Raw genomic sequence first — 12,459 nt, forward strand, 5'->3', positions numbered from 1 at the left:
ATGGTTAATTATTACATAACAATGCGTGTTCAATGCGTGCATATCACTGGCGAGTGTCTGGAGGAACCATCTTCAGCTTGTGCTCACAGCGCCAGGAAACCGCGTGATCCACGGGTTTGCTTCCATGTCGCCAAGTTTCTGCCTTCCTTTCCGGAAGGAAAATCATGATCTTACAAGTATTCAGGAGCGAGATCTGGCGCCCAAGCAGTCATTAACTGTATTCAACGAACACCCAATACTTTCTCAGGTGGCAATATCCGCACCCCCATACTCCCATCGGCGAAATTCAAGCTGACGACCGCGATCGGCCGAACACAGATCTACAAATTGCATCAATTAAGCGGGAGCTGCGGACCAATGCGGACCACAACCTCGACGTGAACCGGGCCGCCAGGAGCGACCCTGACCCGGCTTTCGCTAGCATTTGTCGCATCGGCGCAACACAACGTTCATCCTGAATGCCGCGATTTGGACCCCGGCGCGCGGGTTTTAAGCAGAGTCAAAGTCACCCCGCTGATGCTGTCCCCAACAAGCATCCGGTTCCGCAGGCGTGAGATCGCGCCGGCCGAGTTCCGGGCACGGGGCGTCACATGAAGATTCTCTCGCTGATGCGCGCATCGTTCGCGGCAGCGGCCGCCAGCGCCGTTCTGTGGATCGGCAGTCCAGCCGGGGCCGGGCCGATCGGACAGCCGCGGGGACTTGCAACCCTCTTCACGGATACCGAGCCATTCGGTCTGCTACGGGCCGATCTCGAGGCAGGGCCGCTGCGCAGCAAATGGCTGGCGCTGGCCCGCAAGCTCGACGACGAGCGCGTGCAGCTCGCCCTGTGCGACGGAGATCGCGACCGTTGCGCATCGCCAGCCGCGTTGCGCCTGCTCGCCATCGTCGATCAAGGGCGTGCCAAGGAAGGTCGCGCCCGCCTCGGCGAGATCAACCGGGCGATCAATCTTGCCATCCGGCCCGCCAGCGACCTGGCGCAGTATGGCGAGATGGACGTCTGGACGTCGCCGCTCGTCACGTTCGCCAATCTGGCGGGCGACTGCGAGGATTATGCGATCGCAAAGTTCGTCGCGCTCCGGCTGGCCGGAATCCCGCCGGAGGATTTGCGTATCGTCATCCTCCGCAACACCGCGCGCGACGAAGATCACGCCGTCGTGGCCGCCCGGCTCGAGGGACGCTGGCTGCTGCTCGACAATCAGCGGATGGCCATGATCGAGGACAGCGCCGCACGGCAGGTGCAACCGCGCTTCGTGATGGACGAGACCGGGATCTCGACCCTTCAGGCTTCGCCGCTGATGGCCCAAATCAGCAGCCCGGCGCCCGGCGCGGTTTCTGCCCACGACTGAGGATCACCCGAGAGGCCGCGTCAGCCCTTGGTGACATGCACGGCCGGCGTCGCGCCACCGTTCCACTGGCCGCCGATGGCGCGCTCGATCTGAGCCGCCAGTTGCAGCAGCAGGCCATCATCGGCCTGCTTGCCGATCGCCTGGATGCCGAGCGGCAGGCCGTGCTCGTTGCTGGCGAGCGGCAGCGAGATCGCCGGGATGCCGCAGAGATTGGCGAGCGGCGTGAACGCGAAATTGCGCCAGAGATTCTCGAACCAGTCGAGCACATCGGGATTATCGCTGATCGTCAGATATTCGGTGGTGCCGATCTTCGGCGTCGGCAGCGCCGTGATCGGCGTCAGGATGATGTCCCAGTCCTCGAAGAATGCGCCGAACGCCCGCGAGGTGGTGTTGAACACCGCCTGCATCGCCGCCCGCTCGGCGAAGCTGGTGCCCCTGCCCGCCTCCCAGATGCGGATGTTGACGGGCTCGATCAGATCGGCCGGCGGCCGCTCGAGCTTGCGCGACGCGAGAAGGTTGTTGATGACGATGGCGAAATTCGAGATGTAGCAGGTGGTCTGCGCCGCGAACGCCGCGCGATAGTCCACCTCCGGCAGCGCGTAGCCGACGTGATGGCCGAGGCTTTCGAGAAACTTGCCGACGCGCGCCAGCTCGGCCGCGATGTGCGGCGTCGCACGGTAGTCGCCCCATTGGTGCGACAACGCGATTCTGAGCTTGCCCGGATCGCGCTTGATCAGTTCGACATAGGGCTCCGGCGTGGTCCAATACGGCATGAACTCGCCGGGCGCGCCGCCGCGGCAATGATCGACAAACGCCGCCGTGTCGCGCACGCTGCGTGACTGGCAGCCCTGGATCGAGACGAGGCCGCTCAGGTCCGACAGATGCGGCGCGATCGAGAACACGCCGCGCGAGACCTTCAGCCCGATATTGCCGTTGACGCCGGCGGGAATGCGAATCGAGCCGCCGCCATCGGTGGCGTGTGCGATCGGCACTGCGCCTGCGGCCACCATCGCAGCACTTCCGGCCGACGAGCCGCAGGTCGTGTAGTCGGTGTCCCAGGGATTGCGGGTGACGTAGACGGCGGGATTTTCCGCCGAGCTGCAGACGCCGAATTCCGGCGTCGTCGTCCGTCCCATCAAATTGAGACCGGCCTTGCGCATCTTCGAGGTCAGGTGGGTGTCGGCAGCGGGACGGTTGCCGCGCATGTACAGCGAGCCTTGCTCCTGCAGGCGCCCGGCCATGGTCGGCCCGAGATCCTTCATCAGGAACGGCAGGCCGGCGAAGGGGCCCGCGAGGTTCGCGCCTGCCTTGGCGGGATCTTCGATCGCGTCGGCAAACACCTCCACCACGCCCGAGAGTACGGGATCAACCCTGGCTATTCCTGCAGCCGCCTGGGCTGCCAGCTCCGCCGCCGTCAGCTCGCCATTCGCGACGCGCGCCGCGAGCGCCAAACCATCATGCCGGGCCCACTCGTCCCAGCTCATCGCCAAAGTCATTCGTATCCGATCCTTCGCGCCGCGATCATCGATCGCCCCGATGATCCTGCGCTCTGCATTATCCGGCGGCGCGAACCTTAGTTTGCGAAGGCGGCGAGTCAATCAATCGCACTGCATGCCGCCAATACGGCGCGCTCATGCGCTACAGTTTACCGCTGATCGCACAGCTACGCGAGAGCCTTGGCTATGGCGCTCGTGCTCGCTCGACGACGACAGCCAAGCATCGTCATTCCGGGGCGAGACGACGGCGCGCCGGCCAATGCCTGACGCGCAAGCCGTTCCGGAAATCGGGACTCGCCCCCCACCGCGCCGGACCGTGCCTGGACAGGCTGGACGCCGGCCGACATTGACCCGCGTCAAGACGAGCGACCGGCACGCGTGCTCGATACAGGCATGGATCTCCTGACCTTCATTGCGGCGGCCATCGCCCTGCTCGCCACACCCGGTCCGACCAACACTCTGCTCGCCACCGCGGGCGCGAGCCGCGGCGCCCGCGCGTCGGCTCATCTGCTGCTCGCCGAGTGGGCCGGCTATCTGCTCGCGATCCTGATGCTGCGCATGGTGCTCGGACCGGTTGTTGCGGCCGCGCCGCTGGTCGGGCACGCCTTGCGCATCGTCGTCGTGCTCTATCTGCTGCACCTTGCCGTCGCACTGTGGCGTCACGGCAGCGGCGGCACCACCGATGCCGCGCCCGTCACGCTGCGCCGCGTGTTCGTCACGACGCTGTTCAATCCGAAGGCGATCATCTTCGCCTTCACGCTGCTGCCGGCGACAGGCGATCTGACGGAGCTGTTGCCGTGGTTCGCGGCGCTCGGCCTGTCGACCGCAATGATTGGGAGCGGCTGGATCCTGCTCGGCGCGACCTTGCGCCGCGGCTTCGGGCACGTCGTGCCGGCCACGCTCGGCTATCGTTGCAGTGCTGCGGCGCTGGCGCTGCTCGCGTGCGTGATCCTCGCCCCCGCGCTTGCGACGCTGTGAGGCGGTTCCCCTTGTTACATTGTTGCTGATCGACAACACGGCCGGCCACGTGCTATCCGCGGAGCGAACAGGGGGCGCATTGCGCATCATTGGCCGACGATATCTCACGAGCCATCCGCGCATGCTGCGCCGGATCGCGGCGCTGTGCGTGATGTTGGCGTACCTGTTCGCGGGCGCTCTCCATGGCGCGTGCGATCTCGATGTTGCACATCCCTCGACCGGCAAGCCGGAAATCGCCTCCCTGCTCGACAAGGCCGATCATTCCGATCAACGCGGAATGGCGGATCATCATTGCCACGGCTGCTTCTCGGTCGCCGTGCCGCAGCTGCAGATCGCAGCCGTTCCGGCTGACATCGTCGCCGCCACCGACTGGGCCATTCCAGTGCTCCGCGCCGGCGTTCTGTCCGACTCGGAATCCCCTCCGCCCAAGCACCTGACCTGACGCCACGCACCGGGCGGCTCCAGCCGTCCATCATTGCTCGTCAAGACAGGTTCAGCTTCATGCCATTCCCCGGGATGGCTGCGCGCGTTGCATGCGCGGCAGCCCTGCTCGTGATGTCCGCGCAATCAGCGGTCGCACAGCCTCTGACCATGCGCGAGGCGCTCGCGCGTGCGCTGAATGCCAATCCACGGCTGTCCGCCGCCGACCGCGACATCGGCATCGCCTCAGGCCAGCGCCTGCAAGCCGGCGCGCTGCTCAATCCCGAACTCTCCTACGAGCAGGACAATTCATTCGGTTCGGGAGCCTATCGCGGCACGCGCTCCGCCGAGACCACGCTGCAGATCAGCCAGGCGTTCGAATGGTTCGGCAAGCGCGATGCGCGTGTTGCCGCCGGCCAGGCCGGCGTGCGCGTCGCCGAGATCCAGCGCCAGGCGGTGCGGCTGGAAATCCTGTCGGAGACGGCGATCGCCTTCGTCACGGTGCTCGCGACCCAGCGCCGCATCCAGATCCTCGACGATCAGGTCGCAGCGCTCGACAGGCTGACGCCGCTGTTGCGGAGGCGTGTGGAGGCCGGCGCTTCATCGCCTGCGGAGACCGGACGTGCCGAGGTCGCCTCGGCACTGGTGCGGGCCGATCGCGAGCGCGTCAAGGCCACTCAGGCCAGTGCGCGGCGCGAGCTCGCGGTGCTGCTCGGCGACACCTCTGCGAAATTCACCGCGGTGTCGGGGCGTTTTGATGCCAGCGGGCAACCGCCGTCGTTCCAGAGCGTCATTTCCGCCATCGATGCCAACCCGCAGCTGGTACGCTGGACCGCAGTCTACGCGCAGCGCAACGCCGAGCTGCTGCTGGCGCGCCTGAAGCCCTATCCCGATGTGCGCGTCAGCGGCGGCTGGCGGCATTTCAACGACACCCAGGACGATGCCGTCAGGCTCAGCGTCTCCGTGCCCATTCCCGTGTTCGACCAGAACCAGGGCAACATCCTCTCGGCGCAGGAAAGCCTCGCCAAGACCGAGGCCGAGCGCAAGGCCAACCGCAACGCGCTGCTGGTGATCGCCGGCCGCGCCTACGACTCACTGCAGGGCTCGCTGCGCGAATTGTCCGTGTTGCGCGAGATCGCGATACCCAAGGCGCAGGAAGCCGCGGACGAGATCGCGCAGGGCTACAGCGCCGGCCGCTTCTCCCTGCTCGAAGTGCTGGATGCACAGGCGAGCGTGGCGCAGGCGCGGCTGCGCGAGCAGGAGGCGCTGCAGAACATCCACGTCGCCATCGCGACGATCGAGGGCCTCGTCGGGCGCCCCTTCACTTTGGCACGGGAGACTGCGCGATGAGGAAATCCATCGTCATCATCATCGCCATCCTCGCGGCCGCAGGCGGCGCCGGCGCGTCGCGCCTGCTGCTGGACACGGTGCCGCACACCGACGCGACCGTCGGCGATGCAGACCATGCCGAAAAGCACGAGCGCGCGGCGCCGAAGGACCACGTCGAGCAGGACGAGCACGGCGCCGACCGCATCCGCATCAGCGACGTGAAGCTCGCGGCTGCTGGCGTGACGCTGGCTGAAGCGGGACCGGCGACCTTGTCGGATACGCTGTCGTTCAACGGCGTGCTCAGGGCCAATCAGGAGGCGCTGGTGCAGGTGACGCCGCGCTTTCCCGGCATTGTCCGTGCCATCAGAAAGCGCATCGGCGACACCGTCGGCAAGGACGAGCTGCTCGCGTCGATCGAGAGCAACCAGAGCCTGACGGCCTATGACCTCAAGGCGCCGATCGGCGGCACCATCATCGACCGCCAGATCTCGCTCGGCGAATACGCCTCCGAGCAGAAGCCGGCCTTCGTCGTCGCCGATCTCTCGACCATCTGGGTCGACCTGTCGATCTATCGCCAGGATCTGAGGCGCGTCCGGCTCGACGACGAGGTGCTGATCGATCCCGACGACGGACGCGAGGTGATCCGCGGCCACGTCTCCTACATCGCCCCCGTTGGCGCCAGCGAGACGCAGACCGCGCTCGCCCGCGTCGTGCTGGCCAACACCGACGGCCGGCTGCGCCCCGGCCTGTTCGTCACCGCACGACTGGTGTTGGGCAAGCGCAGCGTCGCCGTGGCGGTGCGCGCCAGCGCGATCCAGACCCTGGAAAACAAGACCGTCGTGTTCGTCCGCGAGGACGGCGACAAGATCGAGGCGCGTCCCGTTGCGCTCGGCGAGTCCGATCCGAGCTACATCGAGATCCGCGATGGTCTGTCCGCCGGCGAGCACTACGTCGCCGAAAACAGTTTTGTGGTGAAGGCGGAGATGGGCAAGGGGGAGGCCGAGCATGATTGACGCGATCCTTGCGTTCGCCGTGCGCCAGCGCTGGCTGGTGCTGTTGGTCTCGCTCGCCGCCGCCGGTTTCGGCGCCTGGAATTTCACCCGGCTGCCGATCGATGCCGTGCCCGACATCACCAACGTCCAGGTGCAGATCAACGCCAAGGCGCCCGGCTATTCGCCGCTCGAGACCGAGCAGCGCATCACTTATCCCGTCGAGACCGCGATGGGCGGCCTGCCCAAGCTGGACTACACGCGCTCGCTGTCGCGCTATGGATTGAGCCAGGTCACCGTCGTGTTCCAGGACGGCACCGACATCTATTTCGCGCGCCAGCTCGTCAATGAGCGCATCCAGCAGATCAAGGATCAGCTGCCGCCCGGCGTCGAGGTCGCGATGGGGCCGCTGTCGACCGGGCTCGGCGAGATCTTCATGTATGCGGTCGAAGCCAAGCCCGGCGCCAAGACGTCCGAAGGCACGGACTACTCGCCGACCGACCTGCGCACGATCCAGGACTGGATCATCCGGCCACAGCTGCGCGGCGTGCCCGGCGTGATCGAGGTCAACACCATCGGCGGCTTCGAGCGCCAGTTCCACGTGCTGCCGGATCCCGGCAGGCTGATGGCCTACAAGATCAGTTTTCGCGACGTGATCGCCGCGCTCGCCTCCAACAACGCCAATGTCGGCGCCGGCTACATCGAGCGCAATGGCGAGCAATATCTGGTGCGCGCGCCCGGCCAGGTCGGCAGCGCCGCCGAGCTCAAGGACATCGTGATCGGCGCGCGCGGCGGCACGCCGGTGCGCATCGGCGACGTGGCCGAGGTGACCGAGGGCCGCGACCTGCGCACGGGAGCCGCGACGCTCAACGGCGAGGAGACGATCCTGGGCACGGCGATGCTGCTGATCGGCGAGAACAGCCGCGCCGTGGCGCGGCGCGTCGCCGCCCGGCTCGACGACATCACGAAATCGCTGCCCGAGGGCGTGATCACACGCACGCTCTATGACCGCACTCATCTGGTCGAAGCGACGATCCGCACCGTGGAGAAGAACCTGCTCGAAGGCGCCGCGCTCGTCGTCGTCGTGCTGTTCCTGCTGCTCGGCAACATCCGGGCTGCATTGGTCACCGCCTGCATCATCCCGCTGTCGATGGCGATGACCATCACCGGCATGGTCGAAAGCCGGGTCAGCGCCAACCTGATGAGCTTAGGTGCGATCGATTTCGGCATCATCGTCGATGGCGCCGTCATCATCGTCGAGAACTGCCTGCGTATGCTGGCCGAGGCACAGCATCGCAAGGACGGCCTGCTCACCACCTCCGAGCGGCTGCAGGCGATCGTCAGCGGCGCACGCGAGGTGATCGGGCCAAGCCTGTTCGGCACGGGCATCATCGCCGTGGTCTATCTGCCGGTGCTGACCCTGACCGGCGTCGAGGGCAAGATGTTCACGCCGATGGCGCTGACGGTGCTGATGGCGCTCGGCGCTGCCGTGCTGTTCTCCATCACCTTCGTGCCGGCAGCGGTCGCGATCTTCGTCACCGGCAAGGTCTCCGAGCAGGAGAATTTCGTCATGCGCGGCGCGCGGCGGATCTACGCGCCGCTGCTGCGCGGCGTGATCGCTCACCGCCTGATGGTCGCAGCCGTAGCCGCGATGATCGTCGTGGCAAGCGGCTTTGCCGCGACGCGCATGGGCGGCGAGTTCATTCCGAGCCTCGATGAGGGCGACGTCGCACTCGCGGCGCTGCGCATCCCTGGAACGAGCCTCACGCTCTCCATCGATCTGCAGAAGGCATTGGACGCGCGGCTGCGGCGCATCCCCGAGGTGAAGGACGTGTTCACCCGCATCGGCACGGCGGAGGTCGCGACCGATCCGATGGCGCCGTCGCAGGGCGACGGCTACATCATGCTGAAGCCGCGCCAGGAGTGGCCCGACCCGTCGAAGCCGAAGGCGCAGCTCGTTGCCGAGATCGAGCAGGCGGCCGACGAGATTCCCGGCAGCAACTACGAGATCTCGCAGCCGATCCAGCTGCGCTTCAACGAGCTGATCTCAGGCGTGCGCAGCGACGTCGGCGTCAAGATCTTCGGCGACGATCTCGACATCCTGCAGGGCGCCGCGCGCCAGGTCGAGGCCGCGATCCGCGGCGTCGCCGGCGCCACCGACGTCAAGACCGAGCAGGTGGCTGGTTTGCCCATCCTCACCGTCAAGATCGACCGACAGGCGCTGTCGCGCTACGGCCTCAGCGTCGCCGAGGTGCAGAGCGTCGTCGAGATCGCGATCGGCGGCAAGGCCACAGGAAAACTGTTCGACGGCGACCGCCGGTTCGACATCGTGGTGCGGCTGCCCGAGCGGCTGCGCGGCAATCTCGATGCCATCCGCGCGATCCCGATTCCGCTGCCCGCGAGCGAGGAGCAGAACACCGCACCGTTGCGCACGGCACTAGCAGGAGGCTCCACCGCGCAGCCGCGCTACGTGCCGCTGTCGTCGGTCGCCACCGTCGCCTCGGCGCCGGGGCCGAACCAGGTCAGCCGTGAGAACGGCAAGCGCCGCATCGTGGTCACGGCCAACGTCCGCACTCGCGATCTCGGCTCGTTCGTGACCGAGGCGCAGGCTGCCGTGACAGAGAAGGTCAAGCTGCCGCCGGGCTATTGGATCGGCTGGGGCGGCCAGTTTGAACAGCTGGTCTCGGCTACCAAGCGGCTGACGATCGTGGTGCCGGTCGCGCTCGCGCTGGTGTTCCTGCTGCTGTTCATGAGCATGGGCTCGGTCGCCGATGCGGCGCTGGTGTTCTCCGGGGTGCCGTTGGCGCTGACCGGTGGCATCGCCGCGCTCCTGCTGCGCGGCCTGCCGCTGTCGATCTCGGCCGGCGTCGGCTTCATCGCGTTGTCAGGCGTCGCCGTGCTCAACGGCCTCGTCATCATCGCCTTCATCGAGCGGCTGCGCCAGGAGGGCCGCCCGGTGCGCGCCGCGGTCGAGGAAGGCGCGCTGGCGCGGCTGCGCCCGGTGCTGATGACGGCGCTCGTCGCCTCGCTCGGCTTCGTGCCGATGGCGCTCGCCACCGGCGCCGGCGCCGAGGTGCAGCGCCCGCTCGCCACCGTCGTCATCGGCGGCATCATCTCCTCGACGATGCTGACCCTGCTGGTGCTGCCCGCGCTCTATGTGCTGTTCAGGAAGGAAACGCGGGAGGCGTAAGCCTCATAAGTCAGACGGCGGCGTCGACCGCAGCGCTCACAGCGCTATCCTTCAGATAGCGCTGGCTGGCGTGCGGGTCGTCGCCATTATCGATGTCGGTGCGATTGTCGATCCCCGCCGCGAAAGTCTCGGCCGTCAGGGCGCGGCCGAGCGTGACGAAATCGTTGGGATCGAGCCCGTTGAACCAGCGCGCGACCCCGCCCGGAACGGCGCGGGGCTTCTTCAGGGCGGTCTGCACCGCCACGATCGCGAGCGGCGAGCCGATGGTCAGGAACAGCGGCACGTGCACCGGAGACGTCTCCGCAGCGAGCTTGCGCAGCAGCTTGAACGTCACGACGGTGCCGAGCGAATGCGCGACCACCACGCACGGACCCTCGCGCAGCACAGGCTCGACGATGGCGTCGACCGCAGCAGTGGCGTGCGGCTGTTTCAGATAGGTGTACGCCTGTTTCAACACGCGCAACGCAATCTCGCCGTGGAACGGCGACAGCCCTTCCAGCAGCCGGACGATCGCAATGAAGCGGCGGTCATGCGGAAAACCTTGCTCCACTGTCTGCTGCGTCGATATCTGATCGTCGGTAAGACCGGCATCGAGCGCCATCTGCTGCAGGCCGGCGGTGATGAAGGCGCGCTCTTCATCATCCTCGGCAACGCCCTGCGCGATGGCCTGGCCGAGCGTGCCGCCGTCGGTCAGCCGTGCCAGGTCGTCGCCGTAGAACGGCGCACGCACGCTGGCGCGATCGAAGCGCCCCGGCCTGCCGAGCGCCTGCTCCAGCGCGCCGAGCCATTCCTCCTTGATGATCTGTTCGCTCTTGCCTTCCTGATTGATGCCGTGGACGAGCACGAGACGCATGTCACACCTCCCTCTGTCGGATCAGATTGGCGAGCGCGCGTCCCGCGTCAGGGGCGAGCGTGGTGAAAGGCAGCGGCAGAATGCTGTCGGCGAGCGCGAACAATGCCGGACAGACCGGCAGCCGCACCGTATCGAGCAGCGCCCAACCCTGGCGCAGCCAGGGGAAGCCGCCGGCGACGACCGCGTCGGAGATTCCGGTCGTCGCGCGAAAGAAATCGGGATGCTGAAGCTCGTCGCTGGTCCGCGGCTGGCGCGCATCGACTGCCGGCACGGACACATGGAGTCGTCCGTCCCTGCGCTCCCCCTTGAGATCGGCCAGCAGCGCGACGTCGAACGGAATCGGCTCTCCTCGCCTCGCATAGAACCAGGCCAGGCGCCGGATGCTGTCGCGATCTCCGGCCGCGTCGTACAGATAAGCGGCAACGGCCCCGAGCATCGGATCGATGTGCTTGTCGCCGCGAACGCGGGTCGCAACCGACAACGCCTCTTCGCCCGTCAAGGCGCCCGCCCGCAGCCTGCTGATGATGCTCTCGGCAGCCTCGACGGCCGATTGCCGCTCGTCATCGGGCACCCAATCCGGCACGGGACGATAGATGACGCTGGTGGCCCCCCGTATCGGCGCGAGCTGCGGCTTCGGAGCATCGACCCCATCGCGTCGTCCCACGGTAATCGACAAGATCAGCCGCGGGAGCACGGCGGCGCCGATCCAACTGCCGTCCCATAGCTCGATGGCGAGGCTGGCCGGCGGACCATGGGAGCGGTCGGGGAATGCGATCCGCCACCATGCGCCGCCGTCCACGATGCGGTCAGGCTCGATGGTCGCCGGCGGAGTGACCACCGGCACGCCGCGCACCTCTTCGCCATTGACGGCAAGGCCGGCTCCGGTCTCGAAATGCGTCGGGATCTGCTCGGCCTGGTAATCGCGACGGATCTTCTCGGCGAGCGTATCGGCCGGCTTGACGATCTTTGCGAATCCTCCATCGATACCAACCTTGAAATTCAAGTCTCCTTTCCGTGCGAGGCTTTCGAACGCCGGGTTGGGCACCGGCGGCGCCGCGGGCGGCGGCAGGTCGGGCGCCGTGAAGGCGATCGGCAGCTTCGCATAGACATCCTTCGGCTTGACGAAGGACGGCTTGAGGCTCGGCGTCTGGCGCAGACGGTAGCGCGCAGCCTCCTGCGGCAGATGGGTGGTCACCGCGTTGTAGATCGAGGCGGAGGTCACGACGTTCACACCGTCCCGCGCCTCGCTCGCCTCGGGATAGCTGCCCGCCAACGCCTTCAGCAGCACGCTCGTGAACAGGCAGCGCGCCGGACCGCCGGCCGGGTCCTTGATCATGTAGGATTCGGTGGCGTTGACGACGGCGCGGAAGCGATCCTCGAGAAACTCCTGCGGCTCCTCCTCCGGCCGGTCGAGGATGCCGCTGCCATTGAGATCGTCGGCGTCCTGCGGCGGACGCGAGCGGCAGGCGTCGATGAACAACGACACCCGGCCCGGCTGATAATACTGCAGCAGCCGCACGAACCGGCTGAGGCGGATCGCCTGGTCGGGCTGCGAGCGCCAACGCGTCAGCAGCAGGAACTGGTCCTCGGCATCGGCGGCAATGCCATGGCCGGCGAAATGGATGATAAAGTGATCGATCACGTCCGCCGTGTCGCCGACCACGGGCATCAGCGCCTGGTTCAGCCGCGTCACCGTCACCGCGCTGCCATCCTCGTCGGTGACCGCAGGCGGGGTCGTGAAGCCGGCCGCCCTGGCCCAGGCCAGCACGTCATGCGATGCCATGATCGCCCCTGGCAGCGCATCCAGCTTCTCCGGCCTGGAGACCGCGATCGAGATGCAGATTTTCTTGGGCATGGG

General features: G+C 66.9%; 9 protein-coding genes. 6 read left to right on the forward strand and 3 right to left on the reverse strand.

Annotation, left to right across the window (positions count from 1 at the left end):
• Positions 1–590 precede the first annotated feature (590 nt).
• Positions 591–1,346 carry a transglutaminase-like cysteine peptidase gene (locus tag S58_RS32960; protein ID WP_015669771.1) on the forward strand — a complete coding sequence of 252 codons (756 nt, stop codon included), beginning with the start codon at positions 591–593 and terminating at the stop codon, positions 1,344–1,346.
• Between the two features lie 20 nt (positions 1,347–1,366).
• Here S58_RS32960 and S58_RS32965 read toward each other — a convergent pair whose 3' ends face one another.
• Positions 1,367–2,842: an amidase gene (locus S58_RS32965; protein WP_015669772.1), complete on the reverse strand. Its 1,476-nt coding sequence runs from the start codon at positions 2,840–2,842 to the stop codon at positions 1,367–1,369.
• A gap of 393 nt (positions 2,843–3,235) precedes the next feature.
• Here S58_RS32965 and S58_RS32970 point away from each other — a divergent pair, with 393 nt between their 5' ends.
• The 5 genes from S58_RS32970 to S58_RS32990 all read left to right on the forward strand — a co-directional run bounded on the left by S58_RS32970 (position 3,236) and on the right by S58_RS32990 (position 9,748).
• A complete protein-coding gene (locus S58_RS32970; RefSeq protein WP_042341060.1) occupies positions 3,236–3,820 on the forward strand; it encodes a LysE family translocator in 585 nt (194 codons plus the stop codon).
• Between the two features lie 121 nt (positions 3,821–3,941).
• Positions 3,942–4,262 carry a hypothetical protein gene (locus S58_RS32975; RefSeq protein WP_015669774.1) on the forward strand — a complete coding sequence of 107 codons (321 nt, stop codon included), beginning with the start codon at positions 3,942–3,944 and terminating at the stop codon, positions 4,260–4,262.
• A gap of 59 nt (positions 4,263–4,321) precedes the next feature.
• Positions 4,322–5,590 carry a divalent metal ion exporter subunit IhpA gene (gene ihpA, locus S58_RS32980; protein ID WP_015669775.1) on the forward strand — a complete coding sequence of 423 codons (1,269 nt, stop codon included), beginning with the start codon at positions 4,322–4,324 and terminating at the stop codon, positions 5,588–5,590.
• Positions 5,587–6,582, forward strand: a complete 996-nt coding sequence (gene ihpB / locus S58_RS32985) for a divalent metal ion exporter adaptor subunit IhpB (protein WP_015669776.1) — start codon at positions 5,587–5,589, stop codon at positions 6,580–6,582. The genes ihpA and ihpB overlap by 4 nt, the downstream gene beginning before the upstream one ends.
• Positions 6,575–9,748 (forward strand): efflux RND transporter permease subunit, encoded by a 3,174-nt coding sequence (locus tag S58_RS32990; protein ID WP_015669777.1) that lies wholly within the window; start codon positions 6,575–6,577, stop codon positions 9,746–9,748. Before ihpB ends, S58_RS32990 begins: the two co-directional genes overlap by 8 nt.
• A 10-nt stretch (positions 9,749–9,758) precedes the next feature.
• On the opposite strand, the gene S58_RS32995 is transcribed toward S58_RS32990, so the two are convergent.
• Positions 9,759–10,601, reverse strand: coding sequence for a hypothetical protein (locus tag S58_RS32995; RefSeq protein ID WP_015669778.1), 843 nt, complete (start codon positions 10,599–10,601; stop codon positions 9,759–9,761).
• A gap of 1 nt (position 10,602) precedes the next feature.
• Positions 10,603–12,456: a caspase family protein gene (locus S58_RS33000; RefSeq protein WP_015669779.1), complete on the reverse strand. Its 1,854-nt coding sequence runs from the start codon at positions 12,454–12,456 to the stop codon at positions 10,603–10,605.
• Positions 12,457–12,459 lie beyond the last annotated feature (3 nt).

Origin of the sequence: Bradyrhizobium oligotrophicum S58, from assembly GCF_000344805.1 — a bacterium.
GTDB classification, from domain to species: Bacteria; Pseudomonadota; Alphaproteobacteria; order Rhizobiales; family Xanthobacteraceae; genus Bradyrhizobium; species Bradyrhizobium oligotrophicum.